We start from the raw sequence: 22895 nt of genomic DNA, 5'->3' as shown, positions 1-22895 counted from the left end.
GTCTGTTGGTCTATAAGGATTGTAAAAACTGAATCAAGGCAGCGCGATCCGCTCTGTTCATTGCCAGAACTTTGTCCCGCGCAGCCTCGGCTTCGCCACCGTGCCAAACGATGGCCTCGAGCAGGGTTTGGGCGCGGCCATCATGCAGGAAGTTGGCCCGGCCGGCAACGGTTTCGGTCAAGCCGATGCCCCACAGGGGAGCGGTGCGCCACTCCCGTCCGCTGGCGAGAAACTCCGGCCGCTGGTCCGCCAGTTCCGGGCCCATGTCGTGCAGCAGGAGGTCGGTATATGGCGCTATGGTCTGCCCGCTGAGCCAGGGGAATTTGGCTTCGCCAGTGGTCAGCCGGGGCAGGTGGCAGGCGCTGCAGCCGACCTCGGCAAACAGTTGTTCGCCCCGTTGCACCTGCGGTTGGTCGGCGTTGCGGCGGGCCGGTACCGCCAGGTTGTGGGTGTAAAACGTTACCTGGTCGAGAATGTTGTCCGCCACCTCCGGCTGGCCACCGCTGACTCCGCGCTGGCAATCCGCCTGCTTCGGCCGGCAGTTTTCCGTAGGGAAAACAGAACTGGTGATGCCCATGTCGCCATTGAAGGCGGCGCTGTTTTGTTGTTTCAGGGTAGGTTGCCCGGCCTTCCAGCCGAAGCGACCAATGCTGGTTTGCTGGCGCTCTGCATCCCAGACCCAATTCAAACGCCCGGAAATGCCGTCGTTGTTGCTGTCCTGCGGATCTTCGAGGGCGGCGAGTGTCTGCGCGTCGATGGCTTGCAGCAGGCCCAGGCCGATCATCGCCGGCGCGATTCGAGCCGAGAGCATAACCTGCGGGTGCAGGGGACCGTAATTGAGCTGCTGCAGGCGCAGGTTGGGCTGCCGCAGGGTAATGGTTTCACCGTCGGCAAAGGTGCGGGTGACGGTCTGGTATTCGATCCTCAGTTGAGCCTCGGGGGCAACACCGGCGATGGCAAAGTCCTGCAGTTGGTCGCCGTAATTGGGCTCAGGTACCGCGCCCCGGGTAAGCAGCAATTGCCGCTCGGCCGCGGTGGTGGCGGGGATGCTCATGCGCACCAGCATGGAAACGGCATTGAGATCTGCGCTGGACGGGGCGTGCCCGCGGCCATCGCGAATGTGGCAGTTCTGGCAGCCGTTGGTGTTGAACAGCGGGCCGAGGCCGTCCCGTGCGGAAGTGGAGGCCGGGGCGCTGACCCAGGGGTTGCGGAAAAAGCTGTTGCCAACGTGAAAGTCCAGCTTGCGCGCCATGGGCATATTGTGCGCGGGCAGGGAGTAGGCCTGCCGGTTACTGCTCATTACCGTGGTGTCGCCACCGGCGGGGGCGGCGACACTGGCGGCGCTGCTCGCGACCAGCACAAATGGCAGCAGTATCCTGGTCACTTTGTTTGCCAGCATCGCGCCGAGTGCCGGCCTGCGCCGCCCTGGTAGCCCTGCCGGAATCCTGTTTGCCGGCATAGATTAAAACTGGTGCTCGGCGGTGTCGGGATTGAGGTTGTCGATGCCGAGAGAGGCGGCTACCTGCTCCAGCAGTTGGGTTTGCGCGACCAGTGCGGCGATAGCGGCGCCGATGATCTCCCGGCCCTGGTTGTTGCCTTCGGCGATCAACTGGTCAAAGGCGGCGTCGCCGGACTCGGCACTGTCGACCAGTACCTGCAGTTTGGCCTGGGTCGCGTCGAGGGCGGCGCGCATGCGCTGGTCCAGGGCCGAGTCTTGTGCCGCTACAAGGTCGGCCAGCGATGGGCCCTGCAGCAGGGAGCCGTCCACGCGTCGGTACTGGCCTGTATAGATGTTGCGAATACCGAGGGCGTTGTAAAAGTGGGAGTAGTGAGTGTTGTCGCTAAAACAGTCGTGTTCATCTTCCGGGGAGTGTGCCTCCAGTGCGACTTTCATGCGCTCACCGGCCAGTTCGCCCAGCGACAGGCTGCCCATGCCGTAGAGCGCGCGGGTGAATACCTCGTGACTCGGCAGGCCCTGCAAGTGGCGGCGATAGTTGCCACCGGGCTGCCACTGGCCCACCATATACTCCAGGTCACTGACCAGCAATTGGGTCACCGCTAGCAGGTAAGCGGCGCGGCGCTCACAGTGGCCATTACTGCAGTTCGCGCCGATGGCATAATCCGTGTAGGGGCGCTGGCCGGCACCGGGGCCGGTGCCATTCAAATCCTGGCCCCACAGCAAGAACTCGATGGCGTGATATCCGGTGGCGACGTTGGCCTCGCTGCCGCCCAGCTCATTGAGGCTGGCCAGCAGTTCCGGGGTGATGGTGCTGGCGTCCAGGCTGCTGTCGCCGAGGTTTATAACGGGGGTGGCAATGATGTTCAGGTCGGCGCCTATATTGCCCATTTCACCGCTGTAGTCGTCGGCCACGTAATCGATCAAACCCTCGTCCAGCGGCCAGGCGTTGAGCTGGCCTTCCCAGTCATCGATCACAGGGTTGCCGAAGCGAAAGGCTTCACTCTGCTGATAGGGCACCCGCGCTTGTTTCCATGCGGCCCGGGTGGCCGCCAGGCTCGCGGCGCTGGGCGCGCTGACAAAGGCTTTTACTTGTTGTTGCAGGTTCAGCGCGGTCGCCAGTGAATCCGCATATACCGCGTGGGCAATGTCCGCATAGTGGGTTGCTACCCGGGATTCCTCCACTGCCTGGGCGGGCCCTGCCAGTGCCAGGGCGATGATCACACAGGTGTTTTTTATACGCTTGAACATGGTGTTTCACTTCTTCCGTTATAAATTAAATGGTTTGCCAAGGGCTTGGGGCGGACGCACGCACCGCAGCCCCGGCGCGCCGGGTTAAAAGTGCGCATTCAATTGCAGCAGCAGGTTGTCGGCATCCCTGCCGCTGTAATCCTGGTCGCGCCAATATTCCAGGCCAATGCCGAGGCTGTCGTTGATGCTGGTACTGGCACCCAGTGACAGGCGCTCTTGCGGCAGCAAGTTGGCGGCGTTATCCGTTTCCTGCCAGGACAGGGCGAGAGTCCAGGGGCCGATATCGGTGGCGGCCTCCAGGTGCACTGCCTGCAGCTCGCGCTCGCTAAAGCTGCCGATGCTAAAGCGTTCACTGTCCACATACTCGGCGATGAGCATGAGGTTGGCGAGCCTGGCCGTAGCCTGGAGAATAAATGCGCCGGCACGGTCCTCGATGTTGGACAGGTCCAAACCCGCTTCACTTATATCCTCGGCCAGGGCGGCGCTGAGGCTATCGCTGTCGAGAATGTTGCTGATATAGTCGGCGCCAAAGCTGAAACCGTCGTTGCTCCAGCCGAGGGAGACACCGAGGCTCTCCAGGGTGTCGCCGCCGTGGTCGATATCACCGTTAAAGGTGTAGGCGGAGACGTTGAAGCCCTGGTATTCCCAGCTGAGCATGGCGGCTGTTTCGCGGGTTTCCGCAAGTTCCAGAATCAAAGTGTCATTGACCAGGTTGGTTTCGAAATTGCCAAACGGCACATAGGTTTGGCCGAGGCTCAGGCTGACACCGCTACCGGCCAGGTCGGCCAGGGTCAGGGTGGCCTGATCGATTTCCAGGTCGGTAGCATCCTCTTCGTAGAGCGCGGTAACAGTGGCGTTGATATTGCGGGTGAGCTGGGCGTCCAGCCCCAACTCTACTGTGGCCACCCCCAGGTCACTGCTGGATCCCTGTTGGTTATCGGAGTAGCCGGCTTCAATTTCCAGCAGGCCATAAACGGTCACGGCCGGGGTTTCATCGCGTTCAATAATCATGGTTTCCGGTTGTGATCGCGAATCATATGGCGCCTGCATGCCCTGGCTAGCTTCCAATTGCTGCAAGCGAGCGCTGATGTCTTGCAGTTGCAGCTTCAAAGCGCGAATCTCAGCTTGAACATCTGCCTGATTGGCGTACAAAGCCGGTGCAAAAACAAACAGCGACGCTGCCAGTGTCAATTTGGTTGAAAAAGCCATACATCAGTTGTCCTGGGATTGCCGGTGTCAGCCAGCGAGGGTGGATGATAATAGTAAATGATAATTATTTGCAATAATATTTGTGTAACATTTATAGGCCGATATACGCCTGGCGTTGGCGGCCGACACCATCATAGGAGACATGGGACAGCTAATTGTTGTTTATTGGTGCTTCCCGGCAAAATTTTTCGCTGATTTTATGCGTTATGGTTCCCGGCGCCGGTGGAAAGCAACCCCGCGATTGCTCTACAATTACAGCACTTGTTGAAATCACGGATGTCACCTTATGTCGAATAGTCGTTTTCGAGAAATTTTGAAGGCCTGGACCAAGAACGCTGCAGATACCGAAGAGCTTGAGACCCTCGAAGTCGCGGTCAAGAAGTCTGATATACAGAAGCTGCAGGCTTTGGCTGAAGTGTTTAACCAGACTCCCGAAGCGATTACCAGTGAATTACTCCACAGCGCTGTGCACGAAATTGTCGAGGCCATGCCCTACGTGGCAGGTGACAAGGTTATCCGGGTTGAAGACGGGCTCAACATCTACGAGGATGTCGGTCCGACGCCAAAATACCTGCAGATCCTGAAGCAAAAGCAGGGCGGCTGAATCGCACCGGCGCAGCCCTCAGGAAATCAGTTCCACTGAGGGGTGGTCGGGGTTGGAAAATGACTGCTCCCATACCTCGCCGATGACTGTCGCCTCGGTATATCCCGCCGCGTGCAGTTGCTCGAGGCAGTCGTTCACCCGTTCGGCGGGAACGCAGCCGAGTAGCCCCCCGGACGTCTGGGGGTCAAACAGCAACTGGTAGTTGTCGTGGGGAGGCCAGTGCTCGAGATCACAGATGGCTCTGCGCAGGCGCATATTGTCCGGGTGCAGGCTGGAGGTGACACCGCGCTGCAACAGCGCCACCACACCCGGCAGGGCCGGAATTTGCGGCAGCTCCAACACCGCTTGCAGGCGCTGGGGTTTTAGCATCTCCAACAGGTGGCCGAGCAAACCAAACCCGGTCACGTCAGTGCAGGCGCTGGCCCCCACGGCACTGAAAATCTGCGCCGCAGTCTTGTTGCTGGTCAGCATCCACTTGATGGCTTCATCCAGCCAGGGGCCTTTGGCCAGCAATTGATTGTGGGCTGCGAACAGGGCGCCGGTGCCCAGCGGTTTTGTCAGTATCACTCGATGCCCCGGCTGCAGGCCCGCCTTGTGTAGCAGTGCCGCTTCGTCCGCCAGGCCATTTACCGAGAAACCGAGGCTGAGTTCAGCGCCTTCGCTGGTGTGGCCGCCAATCAGTTCGCACTGGTGTTCATTGAGCACTTCCATGGCGCCGCACATCAGTTGCAGCAAATCCCGTTCGATTAAGTCTTCCGCCGCGTAAGGCAGGGTAGCGATGGCCAGCGCACTGTGAGGTCGCGCATTCATGGCAAAAATATCACTGAGCGAATGTTCTGCGGAAATCTTGCCCAACAGCCAGGGGTCGTCCAGCAGGGCCCTGAACACATCGACGCTCTGGATCAGCAGTTGTTTATCGGGGACGCGAATGGCTGCGGCGTCGTCGGGCTGCTGTAAGCCGATAACCACACCCTGTTGATGGACGGGATGCAACTGGGTCATGACGCGCTGCAATATGGTGGCGCCAACTTTGGCGCCACAGCCGCCACAGCGCATGGCTGCGGCTTCAATTTTGGCAGGGTCTAATTCGCCGCTGATGGCCGGGTGCACGGGTTCATCCTGCATGCCTGTGGGCAGTGTGAGCTGCTGAAACTGGGCCATGAATTTTTGGTCGATGCGGCGCTTCCAGTGCCAAACCCAGTGGCCGGCAACAGTTGGCAAGAGGCCAGCTGTGCGGCAGCCGACGGCGCTGCGGCCGCCGCTGGTGAGCAAGCTCAAGTAGGATTTTTGCGGCCGAAACGCTTTTAGCGGTTGTTCGGTCAGGTAGTTCTGCAGGTTTTCAAAAAGCACTGGCGCCTGGCGTACGGCAAACACACCCGCTCGCGGCCGGGGCGTGGCAATTTGCTGGGCGATATCGCCGGCGGCGAATACCCAATCGTGACTGGTGGACTGTAAAAAGGCGTTGAGTGCGACAAAGCCATCCGTGTCGGTTGCCAGCCCGCAGGCTTCGGGCCAGCGGGCGGCGCTGGCCGGGGTACACCAGAATACAGCGTCGACCGGGAGGCGCTCGCCGCCGGCCAGGTGCAGCGCATTGGGCAGCGCTGAGCTCACCTGGCTGTTGCAGTGCAGTTGAATGCCCTTAGCCTGCAGGGCGCGGCCGATACGCTGCTGCACGGCGCGGGGATAATTCTGCGGAACCCGCTCGCCCTGGTGAACCAGGTGACAGCGCACATTGCGTGTTATGCGGGAGTTGCTGGCCAGCGCATGGTGCACAGCAAAAACCAGTTCGACGCCTGCGGCGCCGCCGCCGACCACCGCCAGCTCAAAGGGCCCGGCTGTATCGTCGCGCTCCAGTGCTTGCACCAGCGCTTGCCAGCGGGGGTAAAACTCGGCAATAGGCTTGACCGGAACCCCGAAGTTGGCGGCCCCGTCTATCTGCAGCCCTGGCGTAATACCGGTGTTGAGCGATAAAACATCGCAACCGATGGCGGGGCGCTCGGCGAATTGCACCGAGCGGGTTTGCAGGTCTATGCCGGTTGTCGCCGCCTGGATAAAGCGCGCATTGGCGAATTGGCACAGGCGGGCCAGGTCGATGTGGGTTTCTTCGAAACTGTAGTTGCCGGCGATCAGTCCGGGCAGCATGCCCGAGTAGGGCGTCAGGCTGTTGGGCGAGACCAGGGTCAGGCGAACCCCGGGCAGAGGTTGCATGGCCCACTTGCGCAACACCAGGGCGTGGCTGTGACCGCCGCCGATAAGGACGAGGTCGCGATAATTGATGGCTGTGTTGCGCATGTTGGTTTACTCGGGTATCCGTGTTGTGTTGACCTGGTGTTTACAGGGTGTTCTTGTCTCCGGGACTAGAGAGTTTCGGGGGTTGTGGATAAATGCAACCGGCGGCGCAAATGGCGGGCGAGGTTGTCAATGCCAATATTCAGCAGCGCTGAGGTGAGGATCAGCAGGGCGGCCCGATCCAGGCGGAACTCCTCAAACGCCGAGTCAACATAAAACCCCAGTGTGGCTATCCCCAATATGCCCAGTATAGCGCTCTCGCGCATGATGACCTCCCAGCGGTAGAGCAGCAGTGCCAGAAAATGGCGATACAGGCGCGGCAAAATTTCGTAAGCATAGCGGTTGATGCCTCGACATGCATCGGCGCGCAGGCAAATCTCTGCACTGAAGCCGCCCAGCAAGTGGGCGAGAATTGCACCATTGTGCAGGGTCAGGGCAATGATGGCCGGCAGCATCGAGGGGCCGACAAAAAGCAGCACCACAAACGCCAGCAGGTATTCCGGGATGGTGCGCAGCACCACCAGCAGTGAGTCCCCCAGAATACGGCTGGCGCGGCCGGTGAAATGGGGCGAGTTTAGCGGGAACGCCAACAGCGCCAGAACTGCAGTGCTGACCAGGGCAATCTGGCTGATGATAAGGGTGTTCGCCAGGCCCGGCCACATTTGCTGTTGCCAGAGCAGTTGCAGCCACTGCCAGAGTCGACTGCCAGTATCCGCCTGCCAGCCCCCCTGCAGGGGGGCTGGAACGATATCCTGGGTAAAGAAGCGAAGAATAAATTCGGGTTTGACCTCGGCCACTGGCGGCAAATACCAGAATGCCAACAGCACGTAGATGGGCAGCAGGAATTTTTGCAGCGCGTATTTCAGCGCAATTACCATCAGGATCAGGGTGTATAGCAGGGCCGCGGCCTGCGCATAGTAGCCCTCGCGCAGGGTGCTTTCCAGGTGATAGCCGAGGGTTGGCAGGCCGATAAAGCCGAGCACGATGCTGGAGCGCAGGGCGCACTCCAGTCGATAGCTGGTATAGGTGAGCAGTGGTTTCCAGGCCAGTGGCAGAGTGGTGAACAGGAATGCACTGAGACCGTTGGGCTGGAGCAGGGTGGAGCGGGGCAGGGGGTCGGTTTCGTCAAACAGTTCGCCGTAAATTTTCGCCAGCGTGCCGGCGTAGGGAATGGCCAGCGCCAGCACGCCACTCAGGGGCGAGAGGCCAAGGCATTGGATAAACAGCAACGCCCAGAACAGCTCGTGAATGGCGCGTAAAAAAGCGCACAGGGCGCGAATCCACCAATGTCTGTACAGCAGCGCCAGCAGCATGCCGAGAGCGATCGCCAGGGTCATGCCCTCCACCGCGAAGGCCAGGGTCTTGGCGGTCCACTCCAGCAGCTCGCCCCAGGACGATACCTCAGGGTGCAACAAGCCCTGGCCCATGCGGGCGAACTCCGTCCAGGGGTTGGCGTTGACAATATCAAGGTCGGCCAGTAGCAGGCCGACCAGGGCGGCGGCTGCAAACCAGAAGGTGGTGCGGCGAATCTGCCCGTAGCTGTCCAGTTGCGCCGTGCGCTGGTTTGTCCCGGGCTGGCTCATGGGTCAGACATACAGTTGGGCCAGCTGGCGATGGGAAACCTCGGCCGCAGGGCTGTCGAGGACGATATGGCCGGCGCGAAGACCGATAATTCGGCTGCAGGTTTGTAGTGCCTGTTCGGTATCGTGTAGAGCCAATACCCGGGTTGGGTGATGGCAGGCGATCAATGTCAGCAGTGCGTCGGCCTGGTAGCGATCCAGCGACGACACCGGCTCGTCGCCGAGAAAAATTGGCTGGCGCTGGAACAGGGCGCGGCCAATAGAGACCCGTTGCTGCTGGCCGCCGGAGAGCTGGCTGACCGGGGTCCAGAGCTTTTCCGGCAGGTGCAGTTTATCCAGCAAGGTGCTGATTTCGGCCACCGGCCGGCCCGGTGGTTTCAGTAGCACCAGCAGGTTGTAGGCGACATTGTGACGGTTAAGGCCGCCCATATAGACGTTGTGGAAGACGCTCAGTGATGGCACCAGCCCGCAGTCCTGCGGACACCAGGCGACTGACCGGGACTGCTGTTGGCGCAGCGCTTTCAGCAGAGTTGACTTCCCGGCGCCCGATTTTCCCACCAGGGCGACGCTTTCGCCGGCGTAAATGTCAAGTTCGACGTTGTTGAGTATCGGTTGCGCCCGGTAGCGCAGGCTCTCGCGCCGGAATGAAAACAGTGGGGGCTGGCGACCACCACTGGTCTCATTCGGCATCCAGCAATCCTATAGCGATAGCGGTGGCCTCTACCGGCGCAAAATCGTCGTTGCTGGCGGTCACGAAAGACTGGCGCGGGAATGTCGCCAGGATTTCCGGGTCCTGCAGTGCCAGCAGGGTGCGTTGTAGCCTGGCGGTAAAGCCTGCACCGAAGGCCTGGTCGGCGTCGCCTCGCACCGTCCATTGATAATCCGGGTAGCTTGGGGTCTGCCAGATCACGCCCACCTGCTGAGTGTCGACCTTGCCCTCTGCCAGGGCCGTTTCCCAAACCTGGTAGTTGACCGCTCCGACCTGGTAGGCGCCAGCTTGCACCAGGGCGATGGTGCGACTGTGATCGCCGCTGAAGCCGACCCGGCTGAATACCTGTTGCGGAGCGGCCTGGAAGTGTTGGCGAATATAGTATTCGGGCATCAGCCGGCCCGAGGTCGAACCCTTGGAGCCAAAGGTAAAGGTCTTGTCCCTGATGGCATCGGGGAATTGGCCAGGGTTGGTGTGCTTGAGCAGGCCACTGCTTTTATGGGCGATAAAGTAGGACTTGAAAAACTGGTCTTCATAGCCCTGGGCGATAGCCTTGCTGCCCGGTACCAATTGCCGGGCCTGAACGCCGGACAGGCCGCCGAACCAGGCCAGCTGCACCTGGTTGTTGCGAAAGGCGGTCACCGCCGCCGGGTAACTTTTCACCGGCAGATAGCGCACCGGCACCCCGAGCTCGCGCTCCAGGTAATTGGCAACCTTGTCAAAGCGCTCCTGCAACCGGGTCTCATCCTGATCCGGTATGGCGGTAAAGGTGAATACCTCAGCCCGCAGCAGCGGGGAGGTGAGGGAGGAAATTAGCAGCGCTGTTAAGACAGTCAATAACCGCATTTTTGATTCTCCTGGTCGGATTGAAGTTTAGGGTGGTGCTGTACGGTGCTCACTGATCCATTTGATGAGATCGTCCATGGAGCCGCGAACGACTTCTCGCCCCCGGCGTTGCTCTTGCTGGTAGTCGTACATTGGGTCGTAGTACTGGGTCAGCAGCCGTTCGATACCGGGGCGGAACTCGTCAGTGCTGCCAGTTGATTCCAGCGCTGTCAGGCCCGCGCAAAACAACTGCTGCAGCTGCTGGTAACGGTCGCTACCCAGGCGCTTGGAAATTCGCTTCAGGTTGCCGAGGATGTGTTCCCTGAACACCTGCCGGCCCTGCTCTTCGCCATACTGTTTTAAATACCGGGGGTAGGGCAGGGTCACATAATCTTCCAGCACCATAGCCACACGCTCGTCCATGCTCGTTTCCAGCACCGCGAGTTCAGCCCCTTGCAGGGCAGCGCGCAAATTGAGCGGGATATTGACGCGCCCGATCATGCGGCTCTCGTCCTCCATGACCAGACGGGAGTGGTGCTGGCGCTGCTTCATAATGGCGATGCTGAGTGTGTTTTCGAAATCGATTTGGCTGGGCTGGGGCGAGAGCTGGCGCCCAAACGCCGAACCGCGATGGTTGGCAATCTGTTCCAAATCAACGGCCCCCGCAACCCGCTGCAACAATCGGGTCTTGCCACTGCCGGTGCGTCCGCCCACCACCAGCAGGGCCGCGGCAACACAATTGTGCTCCAGTTCATCGAGCAAGAACCGGCGCATAGCTTTATAGCCACCCTTGATCAGCGGATAGGGTGCGCCATTATCCCTGAGCAGCTGTTGGCTCAGGCGCGAGCGCAAACCGCCGCGGAAACAGTACAGAAAGCCATCGGGGTGGCGCTCGATAAAGGCTTTCCAGTCGCGCAATCGCTGCGCCCGCACGTCCTGGGTGGCAAATTTCCAGCCCAGCTCGATCGCGGCGTCCGGCCCCTTGTTCTTGTAGCGCAGGCCGATGGCGTGGCGCTGCTCGTCGTCGAGGAGGGGCACATTGACACTGGTGGGGAATGCGCCCTTGGCAAACTCCACCGGCGCGCGTACATCCAGCAATGGCACGTCCTGAAGAAACAGCGTGCGGTAGTCCTGGGTGTCGGGTCGATGAGTCATGGAGGCGTCAACTGGTCGAGGGCTGCGGAGTTCCCGGGCGCTTACTGGCGGCGGACCGAAGCGGCTGCGCCGGTGCGGCAGTCGCGCCCGAAAATAGCTTTTGGGGCGTCGCAAATATTGATCCGGGAGGCGGCAGAGAGGGCGTAAACAGGCATGGCGTCCAGTTCTGGTGTTGGCGAAAAGAGGCAAGTGTGGCACAAGGCGGGCCACAGGGAAAGGTGGGGCGGATTTCAGTGAGGCGGCTATGGCGGGTAGCGGGAGTATAAATCCCGATAATATAGGTGCTCTGTTGCTGGAAACGGCGAGTTGGCGGGAACCTGCCTGCTGCCGGTTCCCGCCAAAATCGATGACCCTAAGGTATTGGTCTGGTGAACGGGTTAGTGACGTTGTTTGCTGTGCAGTTTCGAGCTTGTTTCTTTCAGTTTGCGCTCGGCGGCTTTGAAGACGTCCCTAACCGCAATGTGAATCGAGTCACTGTCTTTGTGCAGTGCTATGGCAGAGCCTTTTACGGCCAGCTCAATCTGGGCCCGGTAAATTTTACCCTTGTGCTTGTGCTGATGGGGGGACTCAAGTACCACCCTGCTGCTGTTGATGTCATCGGACAGGCGGGCCAGCTTTTTAAGCTTCTTGTCGATGATGCTGGTGAGGGCTTGGGAAGATTCCAGGTCTCGGTAGACGACGTTGTTGAGGTTCTGCATTTAGGTACTCCTTGGGTGTGCCTTTTACCAGGTACACTGCGCGCATCAACTCAGCGGCGAGGAGCGTTTGACCAATGGGCTGTGTTTACAAGCTATACCAGCCGTCACTACTGAACTGACCGTCTCAGCGGACGGTTCGTACGGCAGTATCGATACGTGACCCCAGGCAAATTCATACCACCCGACTGCACGTATCTGGCTGTGCTTGCAAACCATTGTTCAATAGCTACCCGGCTGGGAATAATACCGTCAGCTTGGAAAAGTCGAACAAAAAAGGTGGCCACCTCACTTCCTATATTGCCGTTGAAAAAATAAATTTCAACTGCTTTTTTGCCAGAACTTTCAAACTATTCCTCGTTGCTGTTCCGGTTATAGTTGTCCTGGCCATCTGTCTTGGTTATTAACGCCGTCGCGGTCTCGGCCAGGGCAGTCTGGGAAACGCTATAGACAGGATTGGGCCAGGCTGTCGTGCCCGGCGGGAATGCCGTGGCCCAATAAAAAGCTGGCACCGGTCTGGCAAAATTCGGCTTGCCAGCCCTTGAAAAAAACTTGCCAGCCCTTGAAAAAAAATAACAAGCCCCTATCTAAGGTTACAAGCTCGCTCGCTGGAGGGGCTTAACCGGCCTGAAGTGGTTCAGGCTTTAACTGATCTGGTCATCGACGGATCCAATTACATATTGCTTTAGAAAAGGATATGCACATGAGAAATACTGATTTTTCCCCTTTGTACCGTACTGCCATTGGTTTTGACCGCATGGCGAATATGTTGGACAACCTCAGCCGCGCCGAACAGGCCCAGGGTGGTTACCCGCCTTACAATATCGAGCTGCTGGACGAAAACGAATACCGAATTACCATGGCTCTGGCGGGATTTACCCGGGCAGAGCTGAACATTGAAACAGAGCAGAACACGCTCAAGATCAGCGGCAAGAAGGCGGAGGACTCCGGCGCCAGGAAATTTCTCCACCAGGGGATCGCGGCCCGCAATTTTGAGCGCCATTTCCAGCTGGCTGATCACGTCAAGGTCGAAAATGCCCGTTTGGAGAACGGTTTGCTGCATGTGGAATTGGTGCGGGAAATTCCCGAAGCCATGAAGCCGCGTACGATCAATATCCAGACGGATGCTGTTCTCGACGGCCGTACCGCCGATGCCCGCCAGGGTGACAGCAGTGATGATTCCGCCCGCACTGAATTGCCCTCTCAGGGCAGCCGGGTGGCTTGATGGGCGCGGGCTCTTGGCTTCCTTAGCCCCGGCTGCAGAGGCTGTGGGCTGGAATAAATAGCCCGGGCTTTGTTGTCTTGTCTCCCCGGGCTCAAGTCTAACCCGGCCGCAGGATCGGTTTCGCCACCGTTCCTGCGGCTTTTCTTTATGTTGGCGCCAGTTAGGGGAAAAGAGGCTATGCCCGAGGCACCTGACTGCCCTTTGTGCGGCTTTCATGCGACCGCTTACCATACCGATGTGCGCCGTGACTACCGCCAGTGCGGACGCTGTAAACTGGTGTTTGTACCGCGCCGCTTTCATCTCTCCCGCGAACAGGAAAAGGCGGAGTACGACCGCCACCAGAACTGTGTCGACGACCCCGGATATCGACGTTTTCTCAAGCGTATGCTGGATCCCGTGCTGGAGAAAATCGAGCCCGGCGCCAGCGGCCTTGACTTCGGCTGTGGTCCCGGGCCAGCGCTGGCAGCCATGCTGCGGGAGGCCGGTTGCCAAGTGAGTGTGTTCGATATTTTTTACTTTCCCGACCCGGAGGCACTGGCCAGCCGCTACGATTTTATTACCGCCACCGAAGTGGTGGAGCACCTGGCGGCGCCGGCGGCCGAGCTGGACAAGCTCTGGATGTTACTCAAGCCAGGTGGCTGGCTGGGTATAATGACCAAGCGGGTGCGTGACCAGTCGGCCTTTTCTGGCTGGCATTACCGCAACGATCCCACCCATATCAGCTTCTTTCACGCCGATACCTTTCGCTACCTGGCCCACCGCTGGGGCGCCACTGTCGAGTTTAGCGGCGCAGATACGGTGCTGCTGCAAAAGCCTCATGGCTAATGCGGTGCCCCGGATACACTAGTGTAGTGCCTCGTATCTGGCCCTTTAGCGGCTTGCTGAATGTACACGTTATACGAGGCACTACACTAGCTGCCGGCGCTGAACAGCTTGGCCCGGACGATGGAGCGGTATTCACTAGGGGTGGTGGAAAGTTGCTTTTTAAACAGGCTGGAAAAAAAGCCGATATCCTGGTAACCGACCTTGTAGGCGATTTCGCTGACCGACAGGTTGCTGGTCTGAAGTAGATCCTTGGCCATGTCGATGCGTATTTCCTGCAGGTATTGCAGCGGCGTCTTGCCCGTTGCCGCCTTGAAACGGCGATTAAAGGAGCGCACGCTCATATCAAACCTGGCGGCTACGTCTTTCAAAAAGATCTCCCGCTGGCTGTTATCCTGCAGCCATATTTGTGCCTGCACGATACTTTCGTCCGGGTGCAAGCGGTACTTGTCGTCGTAGAAACTGGTGGATTCGTAGGGGCGGCGGATTTCATGGGAGAAGTTGCGCTGCACCTGGTTGGCAATGTCCTTGCCGTAGGTGCGGTGAATAAAGTGTACTGTGAGATCGGCCACTGCATTGACGCTGGCAGCGCAATAGATATTGCCCGCCTGGGTGATAAAGTATTGGCGCTTCAGGTCAATGTCGGGGTAGTCGCGCTGAAACTGGTCAAAATAATGCCAGTGAGTGGTTGCTGCCTTGCCGTTGAGAACACCGGCTTCCGCCAGGAAACAGACACCGGTGCCCACGGCGATAAGGGTTGTGCCCTGTTCATTCAGGGTTTTCAGCCAGGCGACGATCTCCGGGTGTTTACGCAGAATAGGGCGCGGATTGCGCCACAGTGAAGGGATAATCACCATGTCGGTGTGGGCGATGTTGTCCAGCACCAGGTCGGCTTGCAGGGTAAAGCCCGACCGGGTTTTAACCGCCTCCCGGCGCACCGACGCCGAGGCAATATTGAGGCGCATGGCGTTGCGGTCGTGTCCCTTGGCAGCACTTTCCGCCAGGTTGAGCATTTCGATCGGCAGGGTGATGCTGGTTGCCAGCATATCCTCGATCACGAGAAAGGTGGCGGCGAGTTTTCTGCGCATTATTACCCTGGAAGAGTGCCCGTTCGGTGAGCGTAAAGTGATAAGGTGTGGCGTTTGGCTAATATACCCTAAATTATGGCCAGCATGCCAGTAACATCAAAGGGGGTACTGCTTCTAAACTGTTGACACATGAACTAAATACTATTCCGCAGAGGTTGGATATGTCACGTTTGCCCATTATTGTCGGCTTTGGCGGTTATAACGCAGCGGGTCGAAGCTCCTTTCATCACGGTTTTCGGCGCATGGTTATTGAGAGTCTGGATGCAGCCACGCGCCAGGAAACCCTGGCCGGGCTCGGCGTGATGACCAGGATCATTAACGCCAACTCGGACGGTTTTCAGGACCGCGATGGCAATCCATTGACTGCGGCGGAGATTGAAGCCCGCTACGGTGAGCAGATCCTGCAGGCGACCCTGATCCGGCGTATTGAAAAGACCTACTTTGATGTGGATGCCACCCCCTGGCAACAATCACTCACTGTTATGCCGGAAGCCGGACCCGTGTCGTTCGTCGTGTCGCGGCGACAGTTGCCCGATCCGCTGCCGGCCAGTTGGTCTGTGTCCGAGTTGCCGAGCGGGGATTTTAAAGTTGAACTGGCGGAAAACTGCCAGGTAAGAGTCGAATCTACCCGGGACATGCCAGTCAAGTCAGCGGGTCAACTGCCGACCAATTTTGATCCGGGTGAGCTCTACAATTCCCGCTTTCACCCGCGCGCACTGCAGATGACTATCGTCGGGGTCAGTGACGCCCTGCACTCTGTAGGCATTCCCTGGGAGACGATTCGGGCGTCGGTCAATCCGGATGAGATTGCGGTCTATGCCGGCAACGTTATGAGCCAGCTGGATGAAAACGGCCTCGGCGGAATGATGCAGTCGCGGCTCAAGGGTGGCCGTGTTTCCGCCAAACAGTTACCGCTGGGCTTGAATACGATGCCAGCGGATTTTGTCAACGCTTATGTGCTGGGTAATGTCGGTACTACCGGTTGTGCTACAGGCGCCTGTGCCACATTTCTCTACAACCTGAAAATGGGTATTGAAGCGATCCAGTCGGGTCGCTCGCGGGTCGTGGTGGTGGGCAATAGCGAGGCGCCGGTAACTCAGGAAATCATCGACGGCTTTGCCGCCATGAGTGCCCTTGGTACGCTCGATGGTTTGAAAAAGATTGAGGGTTGTGACAGCCCTGACCTGCGTCGCTCCAGCCGCCCATTCGGGGACAATTGCGGCTTTACTATTGCCGAGTCCAGCCAGTTTGTGGTTCTGATGGACGATGAGCTGACGGTTGAGTTGGGGGCCCAGGTTTACGGCGCCGCCACCGATGTGTTTATTAACGCCGACGGGTTTAAAAAATCCATCTCCGCACCGGGACCCGGCAATTATATTACCTTGGCGAAAGCGGTGGCCGCCGCCAGGGACCTGCTGGGGATGGACGCGGTGCGCAAGCACAGCATGGTGCATGCCCACGGTTCCAGCACGCCGGCTAACCGGGTAACCGAGTCGGAGCTGTTTGATCGCATCGCCGGTGCTTTTGATATTACCGACTGGCCGATTGCCGCGGTAAAAGCCTATGTCGGGCACTCCATTGGGCCGGCCAGCGGCGATCAGCTGGTGGCCGCGCTGGGTTCCTTCGAATACGGGCTGGTGCCGGGCATCAAAACCATTGACCGGGTGGCGGATGATGTGCACGGGGAGCGGCTGCATATTTCCACCACGGATACTCCGATTGAACAGTTGCAAGTGGCGTTTATTAACTCCAAGGGTTTCGGAGGCAATAATGCGACCGGCGTGATTATCGCGCCGTCGGTAGTCAAGTCGATGTTGGCCAAGCGCTACAGTCCCGATGTCATGGCCGCCTATGAGGAGCGTCTGCAAGGCGTGCGCGAACGAGCGCTGGAGTATGATCGAGCAGCCACTCATGGCCAGTTCAATATTGTCTATAATTTCGGCGAGCAGCTGATTGACGACAAGGCGATGACCATCTCCGACGCCAGGATTACAATCCCCGGCCTGGATAAGCCCATTGAGTACAAGGCTTGCGACCGCTATCAGGATATGCGCGACTGAATTCCACTGGTAGGGTGGCGGCTTTGTTGCAACCGATAGGAGAGTGGCTGGCGAGCTGGTAGTATGGTGCCCGTTTTCTCCAGTGGTCGGGTTACTTTATGGCGTCACAGCTTGGTATACGCTTGAAAGCGCTGCGCGAATTTTATGGTTGGTCGCAGCGCGAGCTGGCTAAACGCGCCGGCATTCCCAATAGCGCCATCTCGGTGATTGAACAGGGGGCCGTCAGTCCGTCGGTATTATCCCTCGAAAAAGTTTTAAAAGGCTTCCCCATTTCCCTGCCAGATTTCTTTGCCATCGATATCGCCCGGCAAAAGATTGTGGCCCATACGGTACCCGGCAACAGTGTCGCAGGACATATGTTGTCCGCAGGTCTGCAGGCTGAGGCTCGTGGGCGCGGCGGTGATATCCAGCTGCGGGTTTTCAGTCACAGCGCAGGCGATTCGCCCTTGAATCTGCTGGCGCGTCATACCACTCTGCTGCTGGTGACTGCGGGGGAGGCAGTCTTCAGTTCCCTGTCCGGTAGCCAGACCTTGCGGCGGGGAGACAGCCTGACCCTTTACACCACCACGCCGTTCCGGCTGGAGCCATTGCAGGGCGAAGTGCAGTGGGTGCAGGCCACTCTCGAGTAGCCGGTCACGGCTGCGACGCCAGGATCAACAACAGCAGAATCCCGTTTTTTTGTGTTGCTCGTGTCGAACGCACCGCACAATCGTCTTGCATCGCCTTGCTGTTTGTCGTGTCGCGGCTCCTGAAAAAATGGTTCAAGGGTCGGATATGAAACGGTATACTGCCGTACTTGTTTTTGGTCGTGCGCTGATTTCACTGGCGTCGATGGCTGGTTCAACTGCCCCAGGCCAGATCCCCCGGGCGACATGGCGTCGTCATCCAAAAAAGAATTTATGAGGTCATACATGATATTTGAAGGAACCACCCTGTCAGTCAAATTGCTAGACGGTGATGTTGCCGAGCTTAATTTCGATTTACAGGGGGAGTCGGTTAACAAGTTCGATACTCGCACGGTCGCCGAGCTGGATAAAGCGATTGCAGCGCTGGAGGCGCAACCGTCCCTGCAGGGGGTGCTGGTGACCAGTGGCAAGGGTGTATTTATCGTCGGCGCCGACATAACGGAATTTGTCCCGCTGTTCGCCGAGGGTGCCGACGCAGTCGCTGCGCACCTGGACCAGAATGTCCAAAATTTCAATCGAATCGAAGACTTGAAGGTGCCCGTGGTGGTGGCCATCAATGGCTTTGCGCTGGGCGGCGGGCTGGAGTTCTGTCTGGGATGCGATTATCGGGTCGCCAGCAGTGGCGCCCAGGTCGGCTTGCCAGAAACCAATCTCGGTTTGATTCCCGGGTGGGGCGGTACCGTGCGCTTGTCCCGCCTGGCCGGTTGTGAAACGGCGATTAACTGGATTGCCTCGGGCCGCAACCAAAAAGCCGAGGCAGCCCTGCAGGCGGGTGTGATCGACAAAGTGGTCGCTCCCGATGCACTGCGCGAATCTGCGCTGGCGACACTGCAGCAGTGCATCGACGGCGAGTTGGACTTCCAGTCACGGCGGCAAACAAAGCGGGCGCCTGTAAGCGACAATCCGGCTGCATTGCAGGCCGAATTTGATAGGTTGCGGGCAGCCCTGGCGAAGCAAGTGGGGCCGAACTTCCCGGCGCCCATGACGGCACTGGACGCCATTCAGCAGGGCGCGGGGCTCGGGCGCGATGAGGCCCTGGCAGTGGAGAAGAAGGCCTTTACCAAAGTCTTCGCTACGCCCTCAGCGGCTGCGTTGGTGGGCATGTTCCTGAGTGACCAGTTGTTGGCAAAAAAAGCCCGCGGTTGGGAGAAAAAAGCGCAACATCAAGTGGCCAAAGCCGGCGTGCTGGGGGCGGGTATTATGGGGGGCGGCATCGCCTATCAATCAGCTTATACCGGTACGCCTATATTGATGAAGGATATCGCCCAGGCGGGTCTCGACCTGGGTATCAAGGAAGCCAGCAAGCTGCTCAACAAGCGTGTCAGCAAGGGCCAGATGACGGCGGAGAAAATGCAGCAAATCCTCAGTGGTATCAAGCCCACTCTGACCTATGAGGGTTTCGATAAGGTCGATATCGTGGTCGAGGCTGTGGTCGAAAACCCGAAAGTAAAGCACGCGGTATTGGCTGAAGTGGAGCGAAATGTCTCCGAACAGGCCGTTCTCACCTCGAATACGTCGACTATTTCCATAACCTACCTGGCCGAAGCCCTGCAGCGCCCGGAAAATTTCTGCGGCATGCACTTCTTCAACCCGGTTCACGCCATGCCCCTGGTGGAAGTCATACGGGGTGAAAAAACTTCCGATGAAGCCATTGCACGAACGGTCGCCTATGCCAACTCACTGGGTAAAAAGGCCATTGTGGTTAACGATTGCCCGGGGTTTCTGGTCAACCGTACCCTGTTCCCCTATTTTGCCGGTTTTGCCGGACTGGTCCGCGATGGCGCCGACTTTCAAAAGGTAGACCAGGTGATGGAGCAGTGGGGCTGGCCGATGGGGCCTGCATACCTGAGCGATGTAGTCGGTATCGACACCTGTTATCACTGCGAAGAGGTTATGGCAGAGGGCTTTCCGGATCGAATGGCGAAAAGTGGCAAGACTTGTGCCGATGTCATGTATGAAAATAACCGATTCGGCCAGAAAAATGGCAAGGGATTTTACAGCTATGAAGCCGATGAGCGCGGCCGCCCGAAAAAGATGGCGTCGGCGGAAGTCTATGACCTGATTGCCGCCGTCAGTGAGCCGCGGCGGGACTTTGACGACGAGGAGATCGTCGCTCGTTGCATGTTGCCTATGGTGATCGAGATGGCCCGTTGCCTCGAAGAGGGCATCGTGGGGACCGCGGCGGAAGCCGATATGGCACTGGTCTATGGCCTCGGCTTTCCAGCTTTCCGTGGCGGAGTGTTTCGCTGGGCAGACAGTATTGGTCTGGCAAAATTGGTCGCTTACAGCGATAAATACCAACATCTGGGCAAATTGTACCAGGTTACCGAGCAGCAGCGAGCCATGGCGGCCGCAGGCAAAAGTTATTACGCCTGATGCCATCGACGGCCGGGAATCCGGCTGGCGGGAGTGGTGGGTTGGCTTTTCACCGGGCCGATGCAAGGTCGGAGTGGAGTGGGCTCTTGGTTCTGCCTGGAATGTTCGTGATTAGGGTTATGGTATTAGCCAGCTGATGAAACTGCGTTATTTTAACCCCTTGTTCATGCTGCTGATGGCCGCTGCCTGCCTGGTGCGGCCGGTTTTGGCCGCGCCGGCCTTATGGCAGGTGAGCGGTGAGGATGGCGCGGCGCAGGCCTATCTGTTCGGTTCGGTGCATTTTGGCAACGAGTCGATGTACCCTTTGTCGGACCAGGTTATGCAGGCGTTTGCTGCCAGTGAGGTACTGGCGGTTGAGCTGGATATCGCGCCCGGCGCTGCTACCCCATCCGGTCGCGAGCTTATGCAGCTGGGCAGTTATCCCGCTGGAGTCAACCTGGAGCAGCAACTGTCACACCAGCAGTGGCAGCGGTTGGCGGCAATCGCTCGGGGGCAAGGGCTGACACCGTCGCTGTTGTCGGGCCTGAAACCCTGGCTGGTGGCGTTTATCCTGACTGCAGGGCAGATTCGCGCTGGCGGGTATAGTGAACATCTCGGGGTCGATCAATTTTTCTTGCAGCAGGCGCGCCAGGTTCCGGGAGAGATGGGGATCCTGCCATTGGAGACGGTTGCGCAGCAGTTGGCGGTCTTCGACCGGATGAGCAGCCAGCGGCAGATAGAGTTTCTTCTGCAGACCCTCTCGGACTACAGCAACGGCCCGGCAATGCTGGCGACTATTATTGAGGCCTGGCGCCAGGGTGATGAGCGCGAGTTGGAGCAGCGAACAATCGGTATCCTGGGCGCCGGAGAGTCCGACCTGGGGGAGATGCTCTACCAAACGCGCAACCGGAATATGCTGGACAAACTGGTGGCGCAGCTGCAACAGGGTAAAAAACTGTTCGTAGTGGTGGGCGCTGGCCATATTGTGGGCGCGCAGGGTCTGCGGGCGTTGCTGCAGGGCCAGGGTTATCAATTAACCCGGATTCAATAAGCAAATACCCGTGAATGCCGCACTGCACAGTTGATCAGCGCTGGTGAGTGTGGCAAAATCTCCACCCCTTAACCGGCAGCCCTGCTTTGGGTTTTTGAAATTCATAAGAAAATCAAAGGGTTGCGGGCAAAACCTTAGTCAGGTTCTAAAAAGTAGGCTACGCGGACGTGGCGGAATTGGTAGACGCGCTAGATTTAGGTTCTAGTATCGCAAGGTGTGAGAGTTCAAGTCTCTCCGTCCGCACCATACCTGACAGTTGCCTGGGTAAAGTTTGCCGGGCCTGTCAAAGCACGAAATACCCTATTAGGTATTGATCTGATTTTTACGAGGAACACCATGCAGGTTTCAATCGAAACGACCACCGGCCTTGAGCGTCGTATGACGGTAGGCATCCCGGCTGAACAAGTAGAATCTGAAGTCACCAAGCGCTTGCAGGAAGCCGCCAGGACTGTGCGCCTGAACGGTTTTCGCAAGGGTAAAGTGCCCTTGAAAGTAGTTAAGCAGCGCTTCGGTGCTGGTGTGCGGCAGGAGGTGATCGGTGAGGTGATGAGCCGTTCCTTCTATGACGCCATTCAGCAGGAAGATGTGCGTCCCGCCGGACAGCCAGCCATCGAGCCAAAAGAAATGACCGAGGGCAAGGATGTCGAGTTTGTCGCCACTTTTGAAGTCTATCCGGAGATCGCCCTTGGCGATATCGCCGGATTTGAAATCGAGAAGCTGACAGCCGAAGTTCAGGATGCCGATATCGATAAAATGATCGATACCCTGCGCCAGCAGCAGGCCAGCTGGAGTGACGTGGAGCGCCCGGCAGCCATCGGAGACCAGGTCAATATCGACTTCACCGGCACCAAAGACGGCGAAGAGTTCGAGGGCGGCAAGGCTGAAGGTCAGAAGCTGGAATTGGGCACCGGTTCAATGATTCCGGGCTTCGAGGACGGTATCGTCGGTATGCAGGCGGGCGAAGAGAAAGTGTTGTCGCTGACGTTCCCCGACGACTATCACTCCGAAGACCTGAAAGGTGCGGCAGTTGAGTTCCAGGTCAAGGTCAATAGTGTAGCGGAGAAAACCCTGCCCGAGCTGGATGAGGAGTTCTACTCCAAATACGGCATCGAAGGCAAGGATGAGGCCGAATTTCGCGCCGAAGTGCGCAAGAACATGGAGCGCGAGCTGAAAAATGCCGCCAAGACCAAGGTTAAAAACCAGGTCATGGACAAGCTGATAGAGGCTCATCAGGTGGATCTGCCCAAAGCGCTGATCAGCGGCGAGATCGAGACGCTGCGCAACCAGATGATGCAGCAGTTTGGTGGTGCCCAGCCGAATATGGATCTCAAGTCACTGCTGCCCGATGATATGTTCAAAGAGCAGGCAGAGCGCCGCGTGGCACTGGGCTTGATTGTTGCAGAAATCGTTAAGGCTGCCGATATCAAAGTGGATAGTGATCGTGTCCGCGCCATGATTGACGAAATGGCGTCAACCTACCAGGAGCCGGAAGAGGTGGTTAATTACTACTACTCCAACCAGCAGCTGCTGGCCAGCGTTGAGTCTGCAGTACTGGAAGACCAGGTGGTTGATCACGTTCTCGATGGCGCCAAAGTCACCGAGACTGCCAGCACCTACGAAGAGGTTGTCAAGCAAGCGGGTGGCGAGCAAGAGTAAAAACACCCTGGTTGAATGTTGACCAAAAAGGCTGCGAAACATCTGTTTCGCAGCAAAATCTTCTGCAATTCTGCAGTTGCTCTGGAATATATCTTTCTCACGGTTTAAGCTCCCACCAAACGTGTCCACCGAGTGCAAAACGGGTGGCTTTTATAGCGATTTGTAACAAAAGGGAAGTA

Annotated in this window: 18 protein-coding genes and 1 tRNA gene; 9 read left to right on the top strand and 10 right to left on the bottom strand. The window is 58.3% G+C overall.

Annotated features, from left to right (window positions below):
* Nucleotides 1–10: 10 nt before the first annotated feature.
* The 3 genes from G8764_RS01905 to G8764_RS01895 form a co-directional block, all read right to left on the bottom strand.
* On the bottom strand, nt 11–1384 hold the full coding sequence (locus tag G8764_RS01905) for a di-heme oxidoredictase family protein (protein WP_207951629.1): 1374 nt from the start codon (nt 1382–1384) through the stop codon (nt 11–13).
* A 78-nt stretch (nt 1385–1462) separates the two neighbouring features.
* Entirely contained in the window at nt 1463–2707 is a 1245-nt protein-coding gene (locus G8764_RS01900) for an imelysin family protein (protein WP_166161318.1), read from the bottom strand.
* Between the two features lie 84 nt (nt 2708–2791).
* Complete coding sequence (locus tag G8764_RS01895) at nt 2792–3916, bottom strand: LbtU family siderophore porin (protein ID WP_166161316.1); 1125 nt, start codon at nt 3914–3916, stop codon at nt 2792–2794.
* 286 nt (nt 3917–4202) lie between these two features.
* Here G8764_RS01895 and G8764_RS01890 point away from each other — a divergent pair, with 286 nt between their 5' ends.
* The gene (locus G8764_RS01890) at nt 4203–4520 is read left to right on the top strand and encodes a hypothetical protein (protein WP_166161314.1); all 318 of its coding nucleotides are present in this window, start codon (nt 4203–4205) and stop codon (nt 4518–4520) included.
* Between the two features lie 18 nt (nt 4521–4538).
* On the opposite strand, the gene selD is transcribed toward G8764_RS01890, so the two are convergent.
* From selD to G8764_RS01860, 6 genes are all read right to left on the bottom strand, one after another.
* On the bottom strand, nt 4539–6812 hold the full coding sequence (gene selD, locus G8764_RS01885; protein ID WP_166161312.1) for a selenide, water dikinase SelD: 2274 nt from the start codon (nt 6810–6812) through the stop codon (nt 4539–4541).
* Between the two features lie 65 nt (nt 6813–6877).
* Complete coding sequence (locus G8764_RS01880; protein WP_207951628.1) at nt 6878–8392, bottom strand: PhnE/PtxC family ABC transporter permease; 1515 nt, start codon at nt 8390–8392, stop codon at nt 6878–6880.
* A gap of 3 nt (nt 8393–8395) precedes the next feature.
* Nucleotides 8396–9079 carry an ATP-binding cassette domain-containing protein gene (locus tag G8764_RS01875; protein WP_166161310.1) on the bottom strand — a complete coding sequence of 228 codons (684 nt, stop codon included), beginning with the start codon at nt 9077–9079 and terminating at the stop codon, nt 8396–8398.
* The gene (locus G8764_RS01870; protein WP_166161308.1) at nt 9069–9944 is read right to left on the bottom strand and encodes a putative selenate ABC transporter substrate-binding protein; all 876 of its coding nucleotides are present in this window, start codon (nt 9942–9944) and stop codon (nt 9069–9071) included. Before G8764_RS01870 ends, G8764_RS01875 begins: the two co-directional genes overlap by 11 nt.
* Nucleotides 9945–9971: 27 nt before the next feature.
* Nucleotides 9972–11078: a tRNA 2-selenouridine(34) synthase MnmH gene (gene mnmH / locus G8764_RS01865; RefSeq protein ID WP_166161306.1), complete on the bottom strand. Its 1107-nt coding sequence runs from the start codon at nt 11076–11078 to the stop codon at nt 9972–9974.
* A gap of 377 nt (nt 11079–11455) precedes the next feature.
* On the bottom strand, nt 11456–11776 hold the full coding sequence (locus G8764_RS01860) for an HPF/RaiA family ribosome-associated protein (RefSeq protein WP_166161304.1): 321 nt from the start codon (nt 11774–11776) through the stop codon (nt 11456–11458).
* A 700-nt stretch (nt 11777–12476) separates the two neighbouring features.
* Between G8764_RS01860 and G8764_RS01855 the strand changes: the two genes are divergently transcribed.
* Both G8764_RS01855 and G8764_RS01850 read left to right on the top strand, forming a co-directional pair.
* Nucleotides 12477–12998, top strand: a complete 522-nt coding sequence (locus G8764_RS01855; protein WP_166161302.1) for an Hsp20 family protein — start codon at nt 12477–12479, stop codon at nt 12996–12998.
* Between the two features lie 177 nt (nt 12999–13175).
* Nucleotides 13176–13823, top strand: a complete 648-nt coding sequence (locus tag G8764_RS01850) for a class I SAM-dependent methyltransferase (RefSeq protein WP_166161300.1) — start codon at nt 13176–13178, stop codon at nt 13821–13823.
* Nucleotides 13824–13909: 86 nt separating this feature from the next.
* On the opposite strand, the gene G8764_RS01845 is transcribed toward G8764_RS01850, so the two are convergent.
* Entirely contained in the window at nt 13910–14908 is a 999-nt protein-coding gene (locus tag G8764_RS01845; protein ID WP_166161298.1) for a GlxA family transcriptional regulator, read from the bottom strand.
* Nucleotides 14909–15069: 161 nt separating this feature from the next.
* Here G8764_RS01845 and G8764_RS01840 point away from each other — a divergent pair, with 161 nt between their 5' ends.
* From G8764_RS01840 to tig, 6 genes are all read left to right on the top strand, one after another.
* Entirely contained in the window at nt 15070–16968 is a 1899-nt protein-coding gene (locus tag G8764_RS01840; protein WP_166161296.1) for a beta-ketoacyl synthase, read from the top strand.
* 98 nt (nt 16969–17066) lie between these two features.
* Complete coding sequence (locus G8764_RS01835) at nt 17067–17597, top strand: helix-turn-helix domain-containing protein (RefSeq protein WP_166161294.1); 531 nt, start codon at nt 17067–17069, stop codon at nt 17595–17597.
* Between the two features lie 282 nt (nt 17598–17879).
* Nucleotides 17880–20030, top strand: coding sequence for a fatty acid oxidation complex subunit alpha FadB (gene fadB / locus G8764_RS01830; protein WP_166161292.1), 2151 nt, complete (start codon nt 17880–17882; stop codon nt 20028–20030).
* Between the two features lie 136 nt (nt 20031–20166).
* Nucleotides 20167–21060 (top strand): TraB/GumN family protein, encoded by an 894-nt coding sequence (locus G8764_RS01825; protein WP_166161290.1) that lies wholly within the window; start codon nt 20167–20169, stop codon nt 21058–21060.
* A 161-nt stretch (nt 21061–21221) separates the two neighbouring features.
* A tRNA-Leu gene (locus G8764_RS01820) sits at nt 21222–21306 on the top strand.
* 90 nt (nt 21307–21396) lie between these two features.
* Nucleotides 21397–22716, top strand: a complete 1320-nt coding sequence (tig, locus tag G8764_RS01815) for a trigger factor (protein ID WP_166161288.1) — start codon at nt 21397–21399, stop codon at nt 22714–22716.
* The last annotated feature ends 179 nt before the right edge of the window (nt 22717–22895 follow it).

Source organism: Pseudomaricurvus alcaniphilus (assembly GCF_011440395.1).
In the GTDB taxonomy this organism is placed as follows: Bacteria; Pseudomonadota; Gammaproteobacteria; order Pseudomonadales; family Cellvibrionaceae; genus Pseudomaricurvus; species Pseudomaricurvus alcaniphilus.
This window is presented reverse-complemented; position numbering and strand designations above follow the sequence as displayed.